The organism is Mesorhizobium sp. M1050 (assembly GCF_040318715.1).
In the GTDB taxonomy this organism is placed as follows: Bacteria; Pseudomonadota; Alphaproteobacteria; order Rhizobiales; family Rhizobiaceae; genus Mesorhizobium.
The window spans coordinates 22,611-44,330 of the sequence record NZ_JAMYMV010000021.1 but is presented as its reverse complement, the minus strand read 5'-3'; the positions used below and the strand labels follow the sequence as shown (position 1 = coordinate 44,330).

Here is a 21,720-nt window from a genome sequence, read left to right as displayed (position 1 = left end):
CCATGGCCGTCACCGTATCTCCGGAGCGCGACGTCGTCGCCACCCCTGTCCAACGCGCCCTCAAGGAAGCCTTCTATGCCGGCGCCATTGCGCTTGGCCTGTTCGTCCTTTTCATCGGGCTGAAGACCGGTCAGAACATCTCCAATGAACTGGTCCTGACCGCGCGCTGGGGCCTGCTTGCGGCAGTGGTGATCGCCACGGCTGTCGGGCGGTTTCTTTATGTCGCCTATGGCCAGCCCTTCCTGGCCAACCAGAAGATCGCCGATGTCGCCACCGGCCTGTTGCCGAGCAGCGTTGCATCACGCTTCTTCCAGTTGCCGGCCTTTATCGCGGCCGTCATCGCCGCGGTGCTGCTGTTCGTTTTCAACAATTCTCTCGCTGGATGGGTCGGAGCAGAACCGGCCGGCTATCTGCAATTCCTGCGCGCGCTCGCGGTCATCTATCTGCTGGCTTGCGTGATCTATTACTTCCGCGCCTTCATCCATGCCAACTTCACCAAATTGGGCGTCACGGCGCTGGTGCTCTATCCGATCCTCGTGGTGGCGGTGCTGTCGCTGAACGCCTGGTCGATTGCCGGAGGCCTGCAGGGTTCGCTGAAATGGGTCGATAATTTCGGCATCCAGATCCTGATCTATGTGATGCTGGCTTGGGGTCTGAACATCGTTGTCGGCCTCGCCGGCCTACTCGACCTCGGCTACGTCGCCTTTTATGCACTTGGCGCCTATTCCTATGCGCTTCTCGCCACGCATTTCGGCCTGTCGTTCTGGATCCTGTTGCCGGCCGCCGGCGCCATGGCCGCCCTCTGGGGCGTGCTGCTCGGCTTCCCCGTGCTGCGCCTGCGTGGCGACTATCTGGCTATCGTGACGCTGGCTTTCGGCGAGATCATCCGCCTGGTGCTCATCAACTGGCGCGAAGTGACCAACGGTTCGGCCGGCATTTCCGGCATTCCCAAGGTCAGCTTCTTCGGACTGATGTCGTTCAACGTGTCGGACTCGAACTACATCGCCAAAGTGTTGAGTATCACCCAGTCGGGTGCGTACTACAAGATTTTCCTCTATTATCTGATCCTGGGCCTGTGCCTGCTCACCGCCTTCGTCACCATCAGGCTGCGCCGCCTGCCGGTCGGCCGCGCATGGGAAGCGCTGCGTGAGGATGAGATCGCCTGCCGGTCTCTGGGCATCAACACCACCACCACCAAGCTGACCGCTTTTGCCACCGGCGCCATGTTCGGCGGCTTCGCCGGCTCTTTCTTCGCCGCGCGGCAAGGTTTCGTCAGCCCGGAATCCTTCGTCTTCCTGGAATCGGCCATCATCCTGGCGATCGTCGTTCTCGGCGGCATGGGCTCGCTGGTCGGAATTGCGGTTGCCGCGATGGTGATGATCGGCGGGACCGAGGCGCTGCGCGAACTCGACTTCCTCAAGCAGATATTCGGGCCGGACTTCACACCCGAACTCTACCGCATGCTTCTGTTCGGCATGGCCATGGTCATCGTCATGCTGTGGAAACCGCGCGGCTTCGTCGGCAGTCGAGAGCCGACCGCCTTTCTCAAGGAGCGAAGGTCGGTTTCAGGTTCCTTCACCAAGGAGGGCCACGGCTGATGAACGCGAATCCGTCCATGAACGAGGCCATCCTGCAGGTCGAGCATCTGTCGATGAAGTTCGGCGGCCTGGTCGCCATCGGCGACTTGTCCTTCGTCGCCAAGCGCGGTGAAATCACCGCGCTGATCGGACCCAACGGCGCCGGCAAGACCACCGTGTTCAACTGCATCACCGGCTTCTACAAGCCGTCCGAAGGCATGATCACGCTCAACCGGAACGACGGCTCGAGCTATTTGCTCGAACGCCTGCCCAACCATGAGATCCCGGCACGCGCCAAGGTGGCGCGCACCTTCCAGAACATCCGCCTGTTCTCGGGCATGACGCTGCTGGAGAACCTGCTGGTCGCGCAGCACAACAAGCTGATGAAGGCCTCGGGTTATACGATCCTGGGCCTGTTCGGCTTCAGCGGCTACCGCAGGGCCTCGGCCGAATCGGTGGATCTGGCCAAGCATTGGCTGGAGAAGGCCGATCTTGTCGACCGCGCCGACGATCCGGCCGGCGATCTGCCCTACGGTGCGCAGCGCCGCCTCGAGATCGCCCGCGCCATGTGCACGGGGCCGGAGCTTCTGTGCCTCGACGAGCCGGCGGCCGGACTCAATCCGAAGGAATCGGCGGCGCTCAACGAGCTGTTGATCGACATCAAGGACACATCAGGCGCCTCGATCCTGTTGATCGAGCACGACATGTCGGTGGTCATGCAGATCTCGGACCATGTCGTTGTTCTGGAATATGGCCGCAAGATCTCCGACGGCAGTCCGCAGTCGGTGCGTACCGACCCGCGCGTCATCGCAGCCTATCTCGGCGTCGACGACGAGGACGTCGAGTCGGTGCTGACTGAAGTCGGCGACGAAGACGTCATCGAACAGCTCGATACCGGACCGGATGCCGCACACGGCCCGGGAACATCATCATCGTATCTCGCCGGGCCGGTGACCGACACGGTCGGCCACAGTTCAGGCGAGCGGGTCACGGTGGCCAAAGGCGCGTCAAAGGCCGGTCAGGTCGACGCAAAATCGCTCGCCGCGGCAGACAAGGCGGCCTCGCTGGCGGCGGTGCCGGCCGCGCCTCGCGCTCCGGCGGCGAAGGCAAAGCCTGCTCCGAAAGCTGCACCAAAGGCGGCAGCCGGAACGGCGGTGAAGTCGACTGCGCCGACCAAGCGGGCAGCCAAGGTCCCTGCCGCGAAGGCGCCTGCGGCGGCGGCAGGAGGAATCTCCAACCGGCTGCCAGCGCCTCGCGGTGGCAAGGCCGACAATTTGACCCGTATCAAGGGCATCGGTTCGGTCAACGAGAAGAAGCTCAACGATCACGGTATCTTCCACTTCGACCAGATCGGCGCCTGGAAAAAGGCCGACGTCGAGGCTGCTGAAGCCTATCTCGCCTTTGACGGACGCATTGCACGTGAGGAATGGGTCAAGCAGGCCAGGCTGCTCAGCCAGGGCAAAGACACGGAATTCTCGCGCCGCGTCGATGCGGGCAAGGTGGCGACCAGCCATGCTTCCGGAAAAACTGCTGCCAAGCCTGTGGCGGGCAAGCGCGGGGGGAGCAAGTGATGGCCGGGACAACGCTGCTCGATATCAAGGGCGTGCAGACCTACTATGGCAATATCCGGGCGCTTAACGGCGTCGATGTCACCGTGAAGGAAGGTGAGATCGTTGCGCTGATCGGTGCCAACGGCGCCGGCAAGTCGACGCTGATGATGACCATTTTCGGCGCCCCGCGGGCTCGCGGCGGCACCATCACCTTTGCCGGCACCGACATCACCCAGATGCCGACGCATGAGATCGCGCGCATGCGCATTGCGCAGTCGCCCGAAGGCCGGCGCATCTTTCCGCGCATGACGGTGATGGAAAACCTGCAGATGGGCGCCAGCCTCGACAACCTCAAACACTATGACGAGGACGTCGAGAAGGTGTTCAAGCTGTTCCCGCGGCTGAAGGAGCGCATAGCCCAGCGCGGCGGCACGCTGTCGGGCGGCGAGCAGCAGATGCTGTCGATCGGACGCGCGCTAATGGCACGGCCGAAGCTGCTTTTGCTCGACGAACCATCGCTGGGTCTGGCGCCACTGATCGTCAAGCAGATCTTCGACGCGATCCGCGAACTTAACCGCACCCAGGGGCTTACCGTGTTCCTGGTCGAGCAGAATGCCTTTGGCGCGCTGAAACTCGCCACGCGGGGCTATGTCATGGTCAACGGGAACGTGACGATGAGCGGCACCGGCAAGGAACTGCTCGCCAATCCGGAAGTGCGCGCCGCTTATCTCGAAGGCGGACATCACTGAATTTGAAGCGGTGCGTTCGGTGTTCCGCTCCAAATTGTTTGTTTGTCGCATGATCCTTGTCCGAAAAGTCTGCAACCTTTCGGGATCATGCTAAGGAGACTTCATCATGCAGGGCATTCTCTATGAGGAACCCTCGATCTGGCAGTTCTTCTTCGTCACCTGTCTGCTCGGCGGCTGGGCGGCGTGGATGACGGGCAAGGCCAGTGCCCAGACATGGCGCAGCTTCGTCCAGTTGTTTGCCTATATGCTGGGGCTTGGCATCGGCATCCGCTTCATCCATCACGCGCTGTTCGGCGGCACGATGTTCTCGCTGCAATACTATGTCGTCGATACAATCGTGCTGATGATACTCGGTTTTGTCGGCTTTCAATACACGCGCACCAACCAGATGGTGACGCAATATAATTGGCTCTACGAGAGAGCTTCAATCTTGAGCTGGAAACCAAAAGGTTGACGTTCATCATTAGCGCCGCATCGAAATTGAATCGGCGTGACAAGTGCCTGAAAATCGGCAAACTATGCTTTCTGCGATAAGGGTGGGCATCGCATGAAAGCTTCATCCACGCCCACTCCGTAAATGGGAGCGTTTAAATGAAAAAGTCACTTTTGTCCGCCGTCGCCCTGACCGCGCTGGTCGCGTTCGGCGGCAGCGCGTGGGCTGACGTCTTGATCGGCGTAGCCGGTCCGATCACCGGTCCGAATGCCGCCTTCGGCGCGCAGCTTCAGAAGGGTGCGGAAGCCGCTGTCGCCGACATCAATGCCAAGGGCGGCATCAATGGCGAGCAGATCAAGCTCGAAGTCGGCGACGACGTCTCCGATCCGAAGCAGGGCATCTCGGTTGCCAACAAGTTCGTCGGCGACGGCGTCAAGTTCGTGGTCGGGCACTTCAACTCGGGCGTCTCGATCCCGGCATCGGAAGTCTATGCGGAAAACGGCATCGTCGAGATTACCCCGGCTGCCACCAACCCGAAGTTCACCGAGCGCGGCCTGTGGAACGTGTTCCGCACCTGCGGACGCGACGACCAGCAGGGTAGCATCGCCGGCGCTTATCTCGCCGCGAACTTCAAGGACGCCAAGATCGCCGTCGTGCACGACAAGACCACCTACGGTCAGGGCCTTGCCGACGAAACCAAGAAGGCGATGAATGCCAAGGGCCTGACGGAAGTCATGTATGAAGGCATCAATGTCGGCGACAAGGACTTCTCGGCACTGATCGCCAAGATGAAGGAAGCCGGCGTAACCATCATCTACTGGGGTGGCCTGCACACCGAAGCCGGTCTGATCATCCGCCAGGCGGCCGACCAGGGCCTCAAGGCGACGTTGGTTTCCGGCGACGGCATCGTGTCGAACGAGCTGGCTTCGATCGCGGGTGACGCGGTTGCGGGCACGCTCAACACGTTCGGCCCGGACCCGCGCCTGATCCCCGCCAACAAGGAACTCGTCGAGAAGTTCCGCGCGCAGGGCTTCGAGCCGGAAGCCTACACGCTCTACTCCTACGCCGCCGTACAGGCGCTCGCCGAAGCAGCGACCGCTGCCAAGTCCAACGACCCGCAGGCAGTTGCCAAGGCGCTGCATGAAAACGGCCCGTTCAAGACCGTGCTCGGTGACCTGTCCTATGACGCCAAGGGCGACCCGACGCTGCCCGGCTACGTCATGTACGAATGGAAGAAGGGCGACGACGGCAAGTATACCTACATCCAGAAGATGTAAGCTCGTCAGTTCTCCAAGCTTTACAGATGCCCGGCGCTTCGCGCCGGGCATCTTACTTTTGACCCTGTTGCCTCTCCATCGAGGCCGGCAGACCAATGCAGCCCGGGCCTTTAGCCCGGAAACGATCGCGCGTTGACCGGCGATGCCCAGCGCTTCGCTGCATGTTCGAATGAATGCGACAGCGTTCGGCGCAAAGATTCCATTTCAATCGGTTTAAGTGCTCGTCAATTTCGTTTGCACTGCAGCATTTTCACGCTAATCATTGCGCCGATTTCTGTTCCCTTCCGTTGCTGGAGCCTCAGTCCTTGGCCATCACGAAGATTCTCGTCGCCAACCGGTCCGAAATCGCCATTCGCGTCTTTCGCGCGGCCAACGAACTCGGTCTGAAAACCGTGGCGATCTGGGCCGAGGAGGACAAATACTCCCTGCATCGCTTCAAGGCCGACGAGAGCTACCAGGTCGGACGCGGGCCGCATCTGGCCAGGGACATGGGACCGATCGAAAGCTATCTGTCGATCGAGGAGGTGATCCGCGTCGCCAGGCTTTCGGGCGCCGATGCCATTCATCCCGGCTACGGCCTGTTGTCGGAAAGCCCCGAATTTGCCGATGCCTGTGCCCAGGCCGGAATCATTTTCATCGGGCCGAAGCCGGACACGATGCGCCGGCTCGGCAACAAGGTCGCGGCGCGCAATCTCGCCATCGAGGTCGGCGTGCCGGTGATCCCCGCCACCGATCCGTTGCCGGACGACATGGATGCGGTCAAGAAACTGGCCAAGGAAATCGGCTATCCGGTGATGCTGAAGGCATCATGGGGCGGCGGCGGCCGCGGCATGCGTGCCATCCGCGCCGAAGCCGACCTTGCCCGCGAAGTCACGGAAGGCAAGCGCGAGGCGAAAGCCGCCTTCGGCAAGGATGAGGTCTATCTCGAAAAGCTGATCGAGCGTGCCCGCCATGTCGAGGTGCAGGTTCTGGGCGACACGCATGGCAACGCCGTGCATCTGTTCGAGCGCGACTGCTCGATCCAGCGCCGCAACCAGAAGGTCGTGGAGCGGGCGCCGGCGCCCTATCTCGAAATGTCGCAGCGCGAGGAGCTTTGCGGCCATGCGCTGAAGATCGCCCGCGAGACCAGCTATATCGGCGCCGGCACGGTCGAGTTCCTGCAGGACGCCGACACCGGCAAGTTCTACTTCATCGAGGTCAACCCGCGCATCCAAGTCGAGCACACCGTCACCGAACAAGTGACCGGCATCGACATCGTCAAGGCGCAGATCCATATCCTCGACGGGTTTGCCATCGGCACGCCGGAATCGGGCGTGCCGGTGCAGAAGGACATAAGGCTAAACGGCCATGCCTTGCAGTGCCGCATCACCACCGAAGATCCCGAGCAGAATTTCATCCCGGACTACGGCCGCATCACCGCCTATCGCGGCGCGACAGGTTTCGGCATCCGCCTCGATGGCGGCACTGCCTATTCCGGCGCGGTCATCACCCGCTTCTATGATCCGCTGCTGGAGAAGGTGACGGCGTGGGCGCCGACGCCGGCCGAGACCATCGCCCGCATGAACCGGGCGCTGCGCGAGTTCCGCATCCGCGGCGTTGCCACCAATTTGACCTTCCTCGAAGCGATCATCAACCACCCGAGCTTCGCCGATAATTCCTACACCACCAAATTCATCGATACGACGCCGGAGCTGTTCCAGCAGGTCAAGCGCCAGGACCGTGCCACCAAGCTGCTCAACTATCTTGCCGACGTTTCGGTCAACGGTCACCCCGAGACACGCGGCCGGCCGCAGCCGAAGGCCGATGCGGCCGCACCATTGGTGCCCTATCTCAACGGCAATGTGCCTGATGGCAGCAAGCAGAAGCTCGACGTGCTCGGACCGCAGAAATTCGCTGCCTGGATGCGCAACCAGAAGGAGGTGCTGGTCACCGACACGACGATGCGTGACGGCCACCAGTCGCTGCTCGCGACGCGCATGCGCACGCATGACATCGCCGGCATCGCCGGCACCTATGCGCGTGCCTTGCCGCAGCTTCTGTCGCTCGAATGCTGGGGCGGCGCCACATTCGACGTCGCCATGCGCTTCCTCACCGAGGATCCGTGGGAGCGGCTGACGCTGGTGCGCGAGGCAGCGCCCAATCTGTTGCTGCAGATGCTGCTGCGCGGCGCCAACGGCGTCGGCTACACCAACTATCCCGACAATGTCGTGCAGCATTTCGTCAAACAGGCGGCCGCCGGCGGCATCGACCTGTTCCGCGTCTTCGACTGCCTGAACTGGGTCGAGAACATGCGCGTCGCCATGGATGCGGTCGGCACAGAGGGCAAGCTGATCGAAGCGGCGATCTGCTATACCGGCGACATCCTCGATCCGGCGCGGGCAAAATACGACCTCAAATATTATGTCGGCCTGACCGGGGAATTGCAGGCGGCCGGCGCCCACATCATCGCCGTCAAGGACATGGCCGGACTGCTGAAGCCATCCGCCGCGCGGGTGCTGTTCAAGGCGCTGCGCGAAGCGACCGACCTGCCGATCCATTTCCACACCCACGACACGTCAGGCCTATCGGCAGCCACTGTGCTGGCGGCCGTCGACAGCGGCGTCGATGCTATCGACGCGGCGATGGATTCGCTCTCGGGCAACACGTCGCAGCCATGTCTCGGCTCCATCGTCGAGGCGCTGAAGGGCACCGAACGCGACCCGGGCCTCGATCCGCAATGGATCAGGAAGATCTCGTTCTACTGGGAAGCGGTACGCAACCAGTATGCGGCCTTCGAAAGCGACCTCAAGGGGCCGGCCTCGGAAGTCTACCTGCACGAAATGCCGGGCGGACAGTTCACCAATCTCAAGGAGCAGGCGCGTTCGCTCGGGCTGGAGACACGCTGGCACGAAGTGGCGCAGACCTATCACGACGTCAATCTGATGTTCGGCGACATCGTCAAGGTGACGCCGTCGTCCAAGGTCGTCGGCGACATGGCGCTGATGATGGTCAGCCAGGATCTGACCGTCGCCGATGTCGAGAACCCCAGCAGGGACATCGCCTTCCCGGACTCCGTGGTGTCGATGCTGCGCGGCGATCTCGGCCAGTCGCCCGGCGGCTGGCCTGAGAAGCTGCAGAAGAAGGTGCTGAAGGGCGACAAGCCGATCAAGGTGCGGCCCGGCTCGCTGCTCAAGCCGGCGGACCTCAAGGCCAACCGCAAGGAGATCGAAGCGAAGCTCGAGCGCAAACTCTCAGAATTCGAATTCGCCTCGTGGCTGATGTACCCGAAGGTGTTTACGGATTTCGCCGGCGCGCAGGAGACCTACGGTCCCGTCAGCGTGCTGCCGACGCCGACCTATTTCTACGGCATGAAATCCGAAGACGAGATCTTCGTCGATATCGAGAAGGGCAAGACGCTGGTGGTGCGCTGCCTTGCCATCGGCGATGTCGACGAAAAGGGCATGGTCACCGTGTTCTTCGAGCTCAATGGCCAGCCGCGTCGTGTGAAGGTGCCCGACAGGGCGCATGGCGCGTCCGCCGCCAAGGCCCGCCGCAAGGCCGAGCCCGGCAACGAAGCCCATGTCGGTGCGCCGATGCCGGGTGTCGTCTCCGCACTTTCGGTTGCCGCCGGCCAGGCTGTGAAGGCGGGCGATGTGCTGCTTTCCATCGAGGCGATGAAGATGGAAACGGCGCTGCATGCCGAGCGCGACGGCACCGTCGCCGAGGTGCTGGTCAAGGCCGGCGACCAGATCGATGCCAAGGATCTGCTGATCGCCTTCGGCTAATGCTACCTTCCTGGGGATGGCTGTCCGCATCATGGCGGCAGCCTTTCATGCAGCATCGATAACGGCTTGACCCGCCGCCGCCGGTCGGGCATCGAACCGGCTCAAATTTGGCGCCGTCGTCACCGAGTCGCGGCGCGAAAAACGATGTGGAGAAAAAATGGCCGACGATATCACCGATACCAGCCAGACAGTTGCCGCCGGCCAGCTGCGTGCCTTCATCGAGCGCATAGAGCGGCTCGAAGAAGAGAAGAAGACCATTTCCGACGACATCAAGGAAGTGTTTGCCGAGGCCAAGGGCACCGGGTTCGACACCAAGGCGATGCGCACGATCATCCGGCTGCGCAAGAAGGATCAGGCCGAACGCCAGGAGGAGGAAACCATCCTCGACCTGTACAAGGCCGCATTGGGCATGGTCTAGGGCCAGCCAGCCCCGGCGCCGACGCCGGAGATACGGTTTTGAGCCATGAGCGAATTCGACTTCGGCGCCCGACGCGCCTCTGAATTTCGCCAGCGCAGCTTCTGGACGCTGTTCGCCGAACGGCACCCGGAAGAAAAAGCCCTGATGGCGAGGCGCGGACCGTGGTTCTGGCAGCGCGGGCTGCCCGACTTCGCATTGGTCCTTTCCATGTACGTCGCGCCGGCGCAGAACCATGTCGGCGTCTTCTTCGGCCGCAACGAGAAGTTCGGCGCCACGCAAGCCTGGTCGCGACTGAAGCCGTTCCAGGCGGCGATCGAAGACAGGCTGAAACTCAGGCCGGAACAGAGTTGCGAAGGCCTCGGCATCAATTCGATGTGGCGGGTGAACTGTTATGCCGAGGACAATTGGCCGGCGATGACCGACTGGCTGGTGACCGAATGTTCGCGTATCGAACGTGCGGTCACAGAAGTCCTGGGGCAGGGGTAGACATCAGGTGTTGCCAGACGGCGTCGGATCCTTCTTCCGCTCACGCTGGCAAGGCCGGGTGCCGCTCGACCGGCTGTTCTGGCGCGACCTTGCCCTTCTCGGTACGGCGCTCAACGTCGCGTCCGCAGTAGCAGCGATTATCCTGCTTGCTCTGAAGATGCCGCTTGTGCTGGTCCTGGCGGTGCATTTCGCGCTGGTGCCCTACAATATCTTCCTGACCTTTGCCGTCTGGCGAACCACGGAAAGGGCCAGTGGCATCAAGGCCTCGTTGATGACGCTCGGGGCTACATTGTGGCTGATCCTGACGGTCGTGGTCTGATCGAGCATCGACCGCACCAGCCAATTTCACGGATCGCAGACAAAAAGGGCGGCCGCAGCCGCCCTTCCCATCTATCCCCCGATCGTTTGGCTCAAGCCGCCGGCTCGAATTTCAGCGCCACGCCGTTGATGCAATAGCGCAGGCCGGTCGGCGGCGGGCCGTCCTCGAAGACATGGCCGAGATGGCTGCCGCAGCGGGCACAGTGGCATTCGGTGCGGACCATGCCGTAGCTGCGGTCGACAGTGTTCTCGACCGAGCCCGGTACCGGGTCGTTGAAGCTCGGCCAGCCGGTTCCGCTCTCGAACTTCAGTTTGGATTCAAACAAAGGCTGATCGCAGCCGACGCAGGAAAAGGTGCCGGCGCGCTTCTCGTAAAGCAAGGCGCAGCTTCCTGGCCGCTCGGTGCCGTGGCCGCGCATGACGGCATATTGCTCCGGCGTCAGCCGGGCGCGCCATTCTGCGTCGGTGCGGGTTACTGGGTAGGTATGGGTGTCCATTCGATCTCCTCAGCCTTGCCGGCTCGTTATTGGTTGCAGCCTCGTATTCGCACCAAGATAGGCATTTGTTACCCGTCTGCCCAGTTCCGAGAAGGCGGGCAAGGTTCAGTGCTTTCTTGAAAGCTGCTTCGTCGCGCCTTCGAGCCCGGCCAGTGTCATCGGAAACATGCGGCCGCCGAAAATGTCGCGGATCATCGCGATCGAATGGGTGTAACCCCAGTTCTTTTCGGCCTCAGGGTTGACCCACACCGCGTTCGGCCATTGCTGCAGCAGGCGGCCGAGCCAGACGCTGCCTGCCTCCGGATTCCAGTGTTCGACCGAACCGCCGGGATGAGCGATCTCGTAGGGGCTCATCGATGCGTCGCCGACGATGATCACCTTGTAGTCCGGCCCGTATTTGTGGAGGAGGTCGAAGGTCGGAATCACCTCGGCATGCCTGCGGCGATTGTCCCTCCACACGCCCTCATAGAGGCAGTTGTGGAAATAGAAATATTCGAGCTGGCGGAATTCGGCGCGGGCGGCCGAGAACAGCTCCTCGACGCTTTTGATGTGATCGTCCATCGAGCCGCCGACATCGAAGAACATCAGGAGCTTCACGGCGTTGCGGCGTTCCGGCCGCGTCCGCACGTCGAGATAGCCGTGCTCGGCGGTGGCGTGGATTGTTCCAGGCAGGTCGAACTCCTCCTCGGCACCCTCGCGCACCCAGCGGCGCAGACGCTTCAGCGCGATCTTGATGTTGCGGGTGCCGAGCTCGACGGCATCGTCGAAATTCCTGAACTCGCGCTTGTCCCACACCTTCACCGCGCGGCGGTTGCGGCTTTCATGCTGACCGATACGCACGCCTTCGGGGTTGTAGCCATAGGCGCCGAAGGGCGAGGTGCCGCCGGTGCCGATCCATTTCGAGCCACCCTGGTGACGGCCGTTCTGCTCCTCCAGCCGCTGCTTCAAGGTCTCCATCAGCTTTTCGAAGCCGCCGAGTGCCTCGACCAGCTTTTTCTCTTCCTCGGTCAGGTGCTTTTCGGCGAGGCGACGCAACCAGTCCTCGGGAATGTTCGCGACATCGACCGCATCCGGTCCGCCCAGCGCTTCGATCCCCTTGAAGACATGCGAAAACACCTGGTCGAAGCGGTCGATATGGCGCTCGTCCTTCACCAATGCGGTGCGGGCGAGGTAATAAAAACCTTCGACATCATAGTCGACCAGCCCGGCTTCCAGCCCCTCCAGCAGCGACAGATATTCCCGCAGCGAAACGGGAACGCGGGCTGCCTTCAGTTCGAGGAAAAACGGGATGAACATGGTCGGTTATCTGTGGCCTTCGATCTTCTCTCGTGCGGCGCTTGCAATGAATGCGGAACGCGTCAGGCCACGCCGGCCTGCTTCTTCGTCGATCGCCGCCAGAAGACCGGCGTCGAGCGACAGATTGGCTCGGACGGGCCGGCCCGAGTCGATCAGCACCGGGATCATCACGGCGGATTCGCCGGCGGCAGTATCGAGTTCGTCTTGCAGGAGCAATTGCGCCACCGTACGCGAGACCGGTAACTGCAGATGTTTCGTCGCACGTGCTTCGACCCATTCGCGCACCGCGGAAGTCGCATCGGCAATGGCTTCTTCGGGGCTTGCGCCGCCGCCATGGCAGCCGGGAAGATCAGGGACGCGCACCCCCCAGATGTTCCCTGCCCCATCGAGAATTCCAACATAATGCGTCATGCGGTCTGTCCTCAAATCCATGCAGCCAGCCGGGCGATCGACCGGGCGACACCAGGAGATTGTTCACGATGCCTAGGCACGATGATCATCACCTCTGGCCGTTCCGGATGCTCATATTTGTCGTGCTTGCCGCCGCCGACACTTACCCAGCCATCGCGCAAAAGCCTGATGATAATTTTGCGCGTATTGGTCTCGATCAACGGCATTACACAACCAGGCCATGCGCAATATATTGCGCAATGGCGGCCATTTCAATCTCCCACTTTCTTCACAATAGATCATACTCGATGAAGCCGGTCCTGCGCGCCACGTGGTCATAGAGCTTGCGCGCGGTGGTGTTGGTTTCGTGCGTCATCCAGTAGACGTTCTTGACGCCGATTTTTGCGGCTTCCTGTTGCACGGCCTCGATCAGCGCCGCACCAATGCCCTTGCCGCGCACGTCCGGGTCGGCGAACAGGTCCTGCAGATAGCAGTTGTTTTTTTCCGACCAACCGGAGCGGTGGTAGAGATAGTGGGTAAGGCCGACAACCTTGCCGTCGAGGGTCGCAATGAAACCCTTGGGTTCGAACTCACCCGGCGCGAACAGTCGTTGCCAAGTGACGGCATAGACCTCTTCGGGAAGCTTCGTCTCATAGAAGGTCAGGTAGTCGGTCCAGAGCCGCCGCCAGTCGGCGTGGTCGGACTGCGCGAGCGGGCGGACAACAATCTCAGACATTTCATTTCCTCCGAAGGTTCCGGCCGAAGCTGCCTGCCTGTTCGGCTGCCGGCAACGGTCCACAGAAGGGAAAGCGCTACTGCTGCCGCCCTATTGCTGCCTTCTGGCCATGAACGCCAGCCGCTCAAACAGGTGCACGTCCTGCTCGTTCTTCAAGAGAGCGCCATGCAGTTTGGGCAGGGCATTCTTCGGGTCGGCGCGCAAATCTTCCGGCGCAATGTCGTCGGCGACCAGCAGCCTTATCCAGTCGAGCGCTTCGGAGGTCGACGGCTTCTTCTTCAGTCCCGGCACCTCGCGGATCTCGTAGAACTGGGTCAGCGCCGCCCGCACCAGGTTCTGCTTGATGCCGGGATAGTGGACATCGACAATTCTGTGCAGCGTGTCGACGTCGGGAAAGCGGATATAGTGAAAGAAGCAGCGACGCAGGAAGGCGTCCGGTAGCTCCTTCTCATTGTTGGAGGTGATGATGACGATCGGCCTGACCGCGGCACGGATCGTTTCGCCGGTCTCGTAGACGAAGAACTCCATCCGATCGAGTTCCTGCAGCAGGTCGTTGGGGAATTCGATGTCGGCCTTGTCGATCTCGTCGATCAAAAGCACGACCTTTTTGTCGGCCGCGAACGCCTCCCAAAGTTTGCCGCGTTTGATGTAATTCTTGATGTCGTTGAACCTGATATCGCCGAGCTGGCTATCGCGCAGCCGCGAGACGGCGTCGTACTCGTAAAGGCCCTGCTGCGCTCTGGTGGTCGACTTGACGTGCCATTCGATCAGGTCGAGGCCGAGTGCCGCCGCCACCTGGCGCGCCAACTCCGTCTTGCCGGTGCCAGGCTCGCCCTTGACCAGCAAGGGCCGCTCCAGCGCGATCGCCGCGTTGACGGCCACCATCAGATCCTTGTCGGCGACATAGGCCGCCGTGCCTTCGAAACGCATTCTAGCTCCTTGGTTGCCACGACAACCGTAGGGAGACGGACTTGCCAGTGCAAGGCATGGCGGCATGGAGCTGAACAGGAGCAACGGATTTGCAGAGAATAAAGTCGCCGGCCACGCTGTCTCTCTGGCGCTTGCCCGATGAGCCGCCTATATTGCGGGTGACGGTCTGTGCTTCCCGGCAGGAGAACATTTTCCCCGGGGCCTTAACGATCCTTAGGGAGCTGTCCCTGGGAAGACCCGTGGGTTTTCTCACACGGCGCCCACCTACTTTGTAGGTTCCCGGGATCGCTCTCTCCACCGGTTGTGTGGACCGTCGCTTCTCCAAGGCGTCTCCACGCATTCGGTGAATGATACGGTGGAAACGCCGCTCTTCTCCATTCAAATCTGGCCTTCTCCAGCGTTGGCGCATGACATTGTCTAGAGACCTGAAAAAGCAGCTTCGCCGCGAGGCACTCGGGCGCCGCGACGCGCTCGATGAATTCTGGCGGGTGGAGATCGCGCTGGAAATGGCCGAGACGGCGCGCGATCACCTCCACATCGAAGCGGGCCAGATCGTTTCCGGCTTCTGGCCGATGCGCTCGGAGGTCGACGTCAGGCCGCTGATGTTTGCGTTGCGCGAGAAGGGCGCACGGCTCTGTCTGCCGGCCATTCTCGACAAGACCACGATCGTCTTTCGCGAGCTGGTGCGCGGCGCGCCGATGGTCGAGATGGGTTTCGGCACGGTCGGTCCGCATGAGGAGGCCGAGGTGCTCGATCCCTCGGTGATGCTGGTGCCGCTCGCCGCCTTCGATGCGCGCGGCCATCGCATCGGCTACGGCGCCGGCTATTACGACCGCGCCATCGCCAGGCTGATCGACAAGGGACAGCCGCCGCGACTGATCGGCATCGCCTTCGATTGCCAGGAGGTGGCGCAGGTGCCGGATGAGGACCATGACGTCATCATCGCGGAAATACTCACCGAGAGCGGGTTGCGCCGCTTCGTGCCAAAATTGTAGATAAATGGACGCATGATCTTTCACTGGCGTCATGCAGCTTTTGCTTCGCTGACCTTCGGTGCGGGATCATATGAGACTTCTCTTCCTCGGTGACATGGTTGGAAAAACGGGACGCACCGCGGTGTGGGAACAACTGCCCGGGCTGATCTCCGACTTCAAACTCGATTTCGTAATCGTCAACGGCGAGAATGCCGCCGGCGGCTTCGGCATCACCGAAGACATCTTTCGCGAGACGATCGCAGCCGGCGCCGATGTCGTCACCACGGGCAACCATGTCTGGGACCAGCGTGACGCGCTGGCCTTCGCGCCGCGCGAAGAGCGCTTCCTGCGCCCCTCCAACTTTCCCAAGGGCACGCCCGGACGCGGCTCCGGCGTCTACATCGCCAGGAGCGGCGCGCGCGTGCTGGTCGCCAACATCATGGGCCGGGTGTTCATGCATCCCGAGCTCGACGACCCGTTCCAGGCCGGCGAACGCGAGCTTGCCGCCTGTCCGCTCGGCGAGCAGGCGGATGCGGTGGTCATCGACTTCCACGCCGAGGCGACCTCGGAAAAGATGTGTTTCGCGCATTTCGTCGATGGCCGCGCCAGCCTCGTCATCGGCACCCACACGCATCAGCCGACCGGCGATCACCAGATCCTCAATGGCGGCACCGGCTACATGTCCGACGCCGGCATGTGCGGCGACTATGATTCCTCGCTCGGCATGGACAAGGAGGAACCGCTCAACCGGTTCCTGTCGAAAGTGCCGAAAGGGCGGTTCGAGGCCGCCACCGGACCAGCGACGTTGTGCGGCGTCGGGGTCGACATTTCCGACCGCACCGGGCTGACGGAGAAAATCGCGCCGTTTCGCCGCGGCCCGCGGCTGGAGGAAACCGCGCCATCCTTCTGGTCGTGACATTGATATAGCCGCGCATAGTACCTAATTGCCGGCGACACTGCTCTAGATCGTTAGTAGAGGGGACGACCTCCATGCAGCTCATCGAATTCCTGGCGCCGCATTTTCAATTCGTATCGGATCCAACGGCCTGGGTCGCGCTGCTGACGCTGGTGGTGCTCGAGATCGTCCTCGGCATCGACAATCTGATCTTCATCTCGATCCTGACCAACAAGTTGCCGGTAGCCCAAAGGGCCCGCGCACGCCGCCTCGGCATCTCGGCGGCACTGGTCATGCGGCTGGTGCTGCTGGCCACCATTTCGATCATCGTTCAGTTGACGACGCCGGTCTTCACCGCCCTCGGCCACGGCTTTTCCTGGCGCGACCTGATCCTCATCGCCGGTGGCCTGTTCCTGGTCTGGAAGGCGACCAAGGAAATCCATCACACGGTCGATCCCGACGACCACAAGGACACGATGCTGGGCGAGACGCTGCAGATCAGTCTTGCCGGTGCGATCTTCCAGATTCTGCTGCTCGACCTCGTCTTCTCCATCGATTCGATCATCACCGCCGTCGGCATGACCGACGAGATCGCCATCATGTACATCGCGGTGATCGTCGCGGTCAGCGTGATGATGCTGGCGGCCGGACCGCTGGCGGACTTCATCGCCAGGAACCCGAGCATCGTCATGCTGGCGCTGGGCTTCCTTTTGATGATCGGCATGACGCTGATCGCCGACGGCATGGGTTACCATGTGCCGAAGGGCTACATCTATGCGGCGATGGGCTTTTCGGCGCTGGTCGAGGGGCTCAACATGCTGGCGCGACGGCGCAAGAAGGCGGGTGGTGGGCACTGAGGGGCGGCGGATACCAAACCGAGATCAATCGCGTGCTCCGTCACCATGTGATTGAACAGGAAAAACGGCGATCTTGAGCCGGTTCAGTTCGTCGGCACACCCTTCGGGTGACGGTCGCCGATCAGGCCGAGCGTCAGGCCGTGCTCCAGCCACGCCTTGGCGCCGGCCAGCACGAGGGTGAAGCCGCCGGTTGAACCGATGGCCTCCTTCACCTGCTCGTCGCCGTTGCCGGCGAAACCGAAATTGCGAACCTCCACAAAGGTCGCATCGCCGGGCATTTCGGTGAAGGTCCAGACCACCGTGGTCGGCGGATCGCTCCACTGCATGACGATCTTGTCGTTCGCGACGATCTCGCTGACATCGACTGTCGTCGAGACGCCGTACATGCGCCACTCCCAACGAACCTGCTTTCCGCTGTCGAGACGGCCGCTGCCGTGGGTGAACCAGAATTTCGTGGTGATGGCCGGATCGACGATGGCCTCGAACACGTGGGCGACAGGCCGCCGGATCAGCATGCCGGCTTCGGCGGTCGGTGTCTCGCGGATTTCCATGGGATTGTCCTTTCCGGGCTTGGCGCTCACCAGGCGTCTGGTTCGCGCAGCATGTGAACGATGCTGGCTGGATTGCTGATCCAGCCGCCGCGGAAGCCCTCGCCCAGAGGCTCGATAGCATCGCAACGCACAATTCCGGCCCTGGCGAAATGATCCGCAGCGGCGGGAAAATCGTCGGTGAACAGCTCCAGCCACACCTCGGCCTGGCTCAACATCGGCGCTTCATCGATCCACAAGAGGTTGGGACCGAGCTCGAAGCCGATTGCCGGCGCCTTATCGGTGAACGGCTTCAGGCCGACGACGTCGCGGTAGAAGGCGACCGTCGCCTCATATTGGTGCGGCGGCACCTTCATGGCGATGTTGATGCCGCCGGTGATCTTCGCGGTCATTGCGGGCTCCGTCGTCACGTTCAAATGTTGGTCTCGTTGGCGGGTTCGCCCTTCATCTCGCTGCGGTAGTAGCCGTCGCGCAAATTGATGCCGTATTCGACATAGGCCTTCATGCAGGCCAGCATCTGCGACCAGCCCTCGCAGTTGAGGTAGGATTTCTTCAGGCCGACCGCGCCTTCCCGCCAGCCGCTCTCGGCGATGGTGACGAAGGTGCCGCCATCGTCGAGCGGTTCGAAATTCATCTCGACGCGGGTCTTGTAGGCCGGCTTGCCGTCGGCATCCGTGGCATCCCAGCGCAGCACGATGCGGCTGTCCTTGACCACCTCGTCGACCTCGACTGGCACCTTGCCCCACCAGACGACACTGGCACCCGCTTGCAGCGGCGCGCTGGCGCCGCCGATCGTGGTGAAATAGCCGCTGAGCTTCGTTGGATTGACGACTGCGTCGAAGACGTCGGCGACCGGTCTGCCGATGCGTCCTGAAACACTGAATCCAAGTGACATATCCACAACTCCTTCCCTTGATTGGCCGAAGGATATGTTATAGAAATATAACATGTCAAGCCGATCGCAAGACGACCATGTTTTCAAGGCGCTGGCGCATCCGCGCCGGCGCGAAATCCTGGATCAGCTGAAGGATGCGCCAAGGACCACCGGCATGCTGTGCGATGCGTTTCCCGATATCGATCGCTGCACCGTGATGCTACACCTCAAGGTGCTGGAGGAGGCCGACCTCATCGTCGCGCGGCGCGACGGACGCGAGCGCTGGAACCATCTCAACGCGCTGCCGATCAAGCAGATCCATGACCGCTGGATCAGCCAGTATGCCGGCCATGCGCTCAGCATCATCGACCGGTTGAAGTCGGATCTGGAGGCGTGAGCGATGGCGGCGATCCATGTCGTGCGTCCCATGCGCCGTGTGGCTGGACGAATTGAGCCGATTTATCTATAAGCCGGCCATTCCGACAGAGAACGCCGTGCTTCCACGAGTTGCACCTGGGACGCTCTGAAATTTTGAATTCGAGCATTGCGCAAGTCGAGGTGAGATCACCTGCTTCGGATGCTCTAGCCGAGAACACGACAGGGGTGCCATGGCTGGCCATTCACAGTTCAAGAACATCATGCACCGCAAGGGCCGCCAGGATGCAGTGCGGTCGAAAATGTTTTCCAAGCTGGCGCGCGAAATCACCGTCGCCGCCAAGAGCGGTACGCCCGACCCATCGATGAACCCGCGCTTGCGCCTGGCGATCCAGAACGCCAAGGCGGTGTCGATGCCGAAGGACAACATCCAGCGCGCCGTCAACAAGGCCTCGATGGGCGACGCCGAGAATTACGAAGCCGTGCGTTATGAGGGCTATGGTCCAGGTGGCGTCGCCGTCATCGTCGAGGCCCTGACCGACAACCGCAACCGTTCGGCCTCGAACGTGCGCGCTGCCTTCACCAAGGCCGGCGGGGCGATGGGTGAAACCGGCTCGGTGTCGTTCATGTGGGACCGCGCCGGCGAGATCTACTATCCGGCATCGGCCGGCAGCGCCGACAAGATCATGGATGCGGCGATCGAAGCCGGCGCCGACGATGTCGAGTCCGATGAGGAAGGCCACACCATCTACTGCGCCTTCGAAAATCTTGGCGAGGTATCGAAGGCTCTGGAAGGTGCGCTCGGCGAGGCCGAATCGGTGAAGCCGATCTGGCGGCCGCAAAACAATGTTCCGGTCGACGAGGAGCGGGCCCAGTCGCTGATGAAGCTGGTCGCCACGCTCGAGGACGACGATGACGTGCAAAGCGTCTACGCCAACTTCGAGGTCGACGACGAGACGATGGCCAAGCTCAGCGCAGCATGAGCGAAAAAGCGCCTCCCACCATCCGCATCACCTATTGCACGCGGTGCCAATGGCTGCTGCGTGCCGGCTGGATGGCGCAGGAGCTACTGTCGACCTTCGGCACCGATCTCGGCGAGGTGACGCTGGTGCCTGGCACCGGCGGCATCTTCACCATTTCCTGCAATGACACTCTGGTCTGGGACCGCAAGCGCGATGGCGGCTTTCCGGACGCGGCCAAACTCAAGCAGCTTGTGCGCGACGTCATCGATCCGGATCGCGATCTCGGCCATTCGGATCGAAAAACAAAGGCCTGAAGAGCGCCGGCAGCACCGTCACTTACGTCGCAACGCTCCGAAAGCCGCGCCTATGGCGATGCCCATAGCGATGCCGATTGGCAGATCATCCAGAGCGGCGCCGATCGCCGAGCCGACACCAACTCCGATGGCCGTGCCAAAGGCCATGTTTGAGTACTGATCCTTCAAGATCGTCTCCAAAAAACGTGCTGAACTTTTCAGGCGCGGAGCCTCACTGTCGGCCATCGATGGCTCCGCCCATTGCGGTCAACGCGCGGCGAACCAGAAGGATGCCAGCGCGGCTATGCCGCTGACGGTGCGGACATGGTTCCACATCACCCATTCATTGAGGTAGCGCGACCACAGACTTGCGCCGCTGGCGCTTGCCGGATCGACGGTGGCGAGCGCATCGTTGAGCGGGACGTTGAAGACCATCGTCACCACCACGGTGCCGATGAGATAGACCAGACTGCCGGCAATCAGCCAGAGCGAACCCGACTGGCTCCAGTCCATTACCGCGCCGATGGCGACAAGGACGCAGAAAAGCGCCGTGCCGAACAGGGCGGTCATGAACAGCGGGGTCACAGCGGTCACATTGATCGAATTCATCGCCGCGATGCCGCCAGCGGCCGGCATGCGGGCGAGGCCCGGCATGATGAAGCTGGAAAAGGCGAAGAAGACGCCGCCGACGATTCCTGAGCCGATTGCGGCGATAAGGATGAGGATGGGCAGAACTTTCGCGATCATGTCAGTTGCTCCAGATGCCGGTTGCGGTTTTCTTCTGCTTAAAAATATGAGTACTCCTCACATTTGCAAAACGTGATAAACCCTCGTATTTTACGAGTCAAGCGATTTTGGCGGTATGAGAGTTAGTCATGGAAGATGCGGCCTCGCCGGATTCCCCTCAGGAGCAGATCGCTTCGCCGCGCCGGGCGCCAAGCCAGCAGCGCAGCCGCGAACGGGTCGAGCGGATGCTGGCCGCCGCCTCGGCGCTGATAGCCGAGCAAGGCAGCGACGCCATGCGCATGGGTGAGGTGGCGGAGCGGGCAGGGGTATCGATCGGCTCGCTCTACCAGTTCTTTCCCGACAAGCGGGCGATCATCTGGGCATTGGCCGAGCGCTACACCGCCGAAAGCCAAGCCTGCATCTCGGCCGCACTAGCCGGAGTCAGTGACGCCAAAGGGCTGAGCCAAGCGTTTTCGGAACTCGTCGATATCTACTACCGGCTGTTCCTGGCGGAGCCGGTGATGCGCGACATCTGGTCGGGCACGCAGGCCGACAAGGCGCTGCGCCAGCTCGAGCTCGCCGACAGCCGGGCCAATGCGGAGTTTCTGACCACGGTGCTGAAACGGCTGCGACCGGCGGCCGATCCGGTGGCGCTGGAAACGACGGCATTGCTGGTCTGGCAGATGGGTGAAGCCGCCATGCGGCTGGCGATCTCGGTCGAGCGGCAGGAGGGCGACAGGCTGGTCGCCGCCTACAAGCGGATGGCACTCAGGGAGTTGCTGGCTGAATAGCAGG

General features: G+C 61.9%; 27 protein-coding genes and 1 other RNA gene. 17 read left to right on the top strand and 11 right to left on the bottom strand.

The features are described 5' to 3' along the window. Positions 1 to 2 precede the first annotated feature (2 nt). The 9 genes from livM to NKH57_RS14300 all read left to right on the top strand — a co-directional run bounded on the left by livM (position 3) and on the right by NKH57_RS14300 (position 10,573). Entirely contained in the window at positions 3 to 1,598 is a 1,596-nt protein-coding gene (gene livM / locus NKH57_RS14340) for a high-affinity branched-chain amino acid ABC transporter permease LivM (RefSeq protein WP_023758600.1), read from the top strand. Continuing rightward, a complete protein-coding gene (locus NKH57_RS14335) occupies positions 1,598 to 3,148 on the top strand; it encodes an ATP-binding cassette domain-containing protein (protein ID WP_352944954.1) in 1,551 nt (516 codons plus the stop codon). The genes livM and NKH57_RS14335 overlap by 1 nt, the downstream gene beginning before the upstream one ends. Next, entirely contained in the window at positions 3,148 to 3,876 is a 729-nt protein-coding gene (locus tag NKH57_RS14330; protein WP_023758602.1) for an ABC transporter ATP-binding protein, read from the top strand. Before NKH57_RS14335 ends, NKH57_RS14330 begins: the two co-directional genes overlap by 1 nt. Positions 3,877 to 3,982: 106 nt before the next feature. Continuing rightward, a complete protein-coding gene (locus NKH57_RS14325) occupies positions 3,983 to 4,330 on the top strand; it encodes a DUF6867 family protein (protein WP_023758603.1) in 348 nt (115 codons plus the stop codon). Positions 4,331 to 4,467: 137 nt separating this feature from the next. Next, entirely contained in the window at positions 4,468 to 5,586 is a 1,119-nt protein-coding gene (locus tag NKH57_RS14320; RefSeq protein WP_352944952.1) for a branched-chain amino acid ABC transporter substrate-binding protein, read from the top strand. 305 nt (positions 5,587 to 5,891) lie between these two features. Further along, positions 5,892 to 9,350 (top strand): pyruvate carboxylase, encoded by a 3,459-nt coding sequence (gene pyc, locus NKH57_RS14315; RefSeq protein ID WP_352944950.1) that lies wholly within the window; start codon positions 5,892 to 5,894, stop codon positions 9,348 to 9,350. Positions 9,351 to 9,507: 157 nt separating this feature from the next. Further along, on the top strand, positions 9,508 to 9,768 hold the full coding sequence (locus NKH57_RS14310; protein ID WP_013529099.1) for a DUF2312 domain-containing protein: 261 nt from the start codon (positions 9,508 to 9,510) through the stop codon (positions 9,766 to 9,768). A 45-nt stretch (positions 9,769 to 9,813) separates the two neighbouring features. Then, positions 9,814 to 10,254 (top strand): hypothetical protein, encoded by a 441-nt coding sequence (locus NKH57_RS14305; RefSeq protein ID WP_352944948.1) that lies wholly within the window; start codon positions 9,814 to 9,816, stop codon positions 10,252 to 10,254. Positions 10,255 to 10,261: 7 nt separating this feature from the next. Further along, positions 10,262 to 10,573: a hypothetical protein gene (locus NKH57_RS14300; RefSeq protein WP_352944946.1), complete on the top strand. Its 312-nt coding sequence runs from the start codon at positions 10,262 to 10,264 to the stop codon at positions 10,571 to 10,573. Between the two features lie 91 nt (positions 10,574 to 10,664). On the opposite strand, the gene msrB is transcribed toward NKH57_RS14300, so the two are convergent. The 6 genes from msrB to NKH57_RS14270 form a co-directional block, all read right to left on the bottom strand. Next, positions 10,665 to 11,069, bottom strand: a complete 405-nt coding sequence (gene msrB, locus NKH57_RS14295; protein WP_013529102.1) for a peptide-methionine (R)-S-oxide reductase MsrB — start codon at positions 11,067 to 11,069, stop codon at positions 10,665 to 10,667. A 105-nt stretch (positions 11,070 to 11,174) separates the two neighbouring features. After that, positions 11,175 to 12,365: a vWA domain-containing protein gene (locus NKH57_RS14290; RefSeq protein WP_352944944.1), complete on the bottom strand. Its 1,191-nt coding sequence runs from the start codon at positions 12,363 to 12,365 to the stop codon at positions 11,175 to 11,177. Positions 12,366 to 12,371: 6 nt separating this feature from the next. Next, a complete protein-coding gene (locus NKH57_RS14285; protein WP_352605540.1) occupies positions 12,372 to 12,776 on the bottom strand; it encodes a type II toxin-antitoxin system HicB family antitoxin in 405 nt (134 codons plus the stop codon). Between the two features lie 11 nt (positions 12,777 to 12,787). Beyond that, positions 12,788 to 12,982 (bottom strand): type II toxin-antitoxin system HicA family toxin, encoded by a 195-nt coding sequence (locus NKH57_RS14280; RefSeq protein WP_352828121.1) that lies wholly within the window; start codon positions 12,980 to 12,982, stop codon positions 12,788 to 12,790. 62 nt (positions 12,983 to 13,044) lie between these two features. Then, positions 13,045 to 13,491, bottom strand: a complete 447-nt coding sequence (locus NKH57_RS14275) for a GNAT family N-acetyltransferase (protein ID WP_352944942.1) — start codon at positions 13,489 to 13,491, stop codon at positions 13,045 to 13,047. Positions 13,492 to 13,581: 90 nt separating this feature from the next. Further along, complete coding sequence (locus NKH57_RS14270; RefSeq protein WP_352944940.1) at positions 13,582 to 14,421, bottom strand: AAA family ATPase; 840 nt, start codon at positions 14,419 to 14,421, stop codon at positions 13,582 to 13,584. A gap of 160 nt (positions 14,422 to 14,581) precedes the next feature. On the opposite strand from NKH57_RS14270, the gene ssrS reads away from it, so the two are divergent. The 4 genes from ssrS to NKH57_RS14250 all read left to right on the top strand — a co-directional run bounded on the left by ssrS (position 14,582) and on the right by NKH57_RS14250 (position 17,147). Next, positions 14,582 to 14,737, top strand: a non-coding RNA gene (gene ssrS, locus NKH57_RS14265) — 6S RNA. Between the two features lie 91 nt (positions 14,738 to 14,828). Further along, positions 14,829 to 15,416 carry a 5-formyltetrahydrofolate cyclo-ligase gene (locus NKH57_RS14260; RefSeq protein ID WP_023758613.1) on the top strand — a complete coding sequence of 196 codons (588 nt, stop codon included), beginning with the start codon at positions 14,829 to 14,831 and terminating at the stop codon, positions 15,414 to 15,416. Between the two features lie 70 nt (positions 15,417 to 15,486). Next, positions 15,487 to 16,311, top strand: coding sequence for a TIGR00282 family metallophosphoesterase (locus NKH57_RS14255; protein WP_023758614.1), 825 nt, complete (start codon positions 15,487 to 15,489; stop codon positions 16,309 to 16,311). Between the two features lie 74 nt (positions 16,312 to 16,385). After that, a complete protein-coding gene (locus NKH57_RS14250) occupies positions 16,386 to 17,147 on the top strand; it encodes a TerC family protein (protein WP_352944937.1) in 762 nt (253 codons plus the stop codon). Between the two features lie 83 nt (positions 17,148 to 17,230). Here the strand turns inward: NKH57_RS14250 and NKH57_RS14245 are convergent, their stop codons facing one another. The 3 genes from NKH57_RS14245 to NKH57_RS14235 are packed head-to-tail and all read right to left on the bottom strand — an operon-like array spanning position 17,231 to position 18,590. After that, positions 17,231 to 17,698: an SRPBCC family protein gene (locus tag NKH57_RS14245; RefSeq protein ID WP_352605552.1), complete on the bottom strand. Its 468-nt coding sequence runs from the start codon at positions 17,696 to 17,698 to the stop codon at positions 17,231 to 17,233. Between the two features lie 26 nt (positions 17,699 to 17,724). Then, on the bottom strand, positions 17,725 to 18,087 hold the full coding sequence (locus NKH57_RS14240) for a hypothetical protein (RefSeq protein ID WP_352944935.1): 363 nt from the start codon (positions 18,085 to 18,087) through the stop codon (positions 17,725 to 17,727). 20 nt (positions 18,088 to 18,107) lie between these two features. Beyond that, complete coding sequence (locus NKH57_RS14235; protein WP_352944933.1) at positions 18,108 to 18,590, bottom strand: SRPBCC domain-containing protein; 483 nt, start codon at positions 18,588 to 18,590, stop codon at positions 18,108 to 18,110. A 52-nt stretch (positions 18,591 to 18,642) separates the two neighbouring features. Between NKH57_RS14235 and NKH57_RS14230 the strand changes: the two genes are divergently transcribed. The 3 genes from NKH57_RS14230 (at position 18,643) to NKH57_RS14220 (ending at position 20,220) form a co-directional block, all read left to right on the top strand. After that, positions 18,643 to 18,966 carry an ArsR/SmtB family transcription factor gene (locus NKH57_RS14230; RefSeq protein WP_352733039.1) on the top strand — a complete coding sequence of 108 codons (324 nt, stop codon included), beginning with the start codon at positions 18,643 to 18,645 and terminating at the stop codon, positions 18,964 to 18,966. 211 nt (positions 18,967 to 19,177) lie between these two features. Further along, positions 19,178 to 19,927, top strand: coding sequence for a YebC/PmpR family DNA-binding transcriptional regulator (locus tag NKH57_RS14225; RefSeq protein ID WP_023758620.1), 750 nt, complete (start codon positions 19,178 to 19,180; stop codon positions 19,925 to 19,927). Next, positions 19,924 to 20,220, top strand: a complete 297-nt coding sequence (locus NKH57_RS14220) for an Rdx family protein (protein ID WP_352944931.1) — start codon at positions 19,924 to 19,926, stop codon at positions 20,218 to 20,220. Before NKH57_RS14225 ends, NKH57_RS14220 begins: the two co-directional genes overlap by 4 nt. A gap of 18 nt (positions 20,221 to 20,238) precedes the next feature. On the opposite strand, the gene NKH57_RS14215 is transcribed toward NKH57_RS14220, so the two are convergent. Together NKH57_RS14215 and NKH57_RS14210 are read right to left on the bottom strand one after the other, a co-directional pair. After that, positions 20,239 to 20,445, bottom strand: coding sequence for a glycine zipper domain-containing protein (locus NKH57_RS14215; protein WP_352945014.1), 207 nt, complete (start codon positions 20,443 to 20,445; stop codon positions 20,239 to 20,241). Positions 20,446 to 20,466: 21 nt separating this feature from the next. Next, positions 20,467 to 20,946 (bottom strand): anthrone oxygenase family protein, encoded by a 480-nt coding sequence (locus NKH57_RS14210; RefSeq protein ID WP_352733034.1) that lies wholly within the window; start codon positions 20,944 to 20,946, stop codon positions 20,467 to 20,469. Positions 20,947 to 21,074: 128 nt separating this feature from the next. On the opposite strand from NKH57_RS14210, the gene NKH57_RS14205 reads away from it, so the two are divergent. Further along, a complete protein-coding gene (locus tag NKH57_RS14205; protein ID WP_352733031.1) occupies positions 21,075 to 21,716 on the top strand; it encodes a TetR/AcrR family transcriptional regulator in 642 nt (213 codons plus the stop codon). The last annotated feature ends 4 nt before the right edge of the window (positions 21,717 to 21,720 follow it).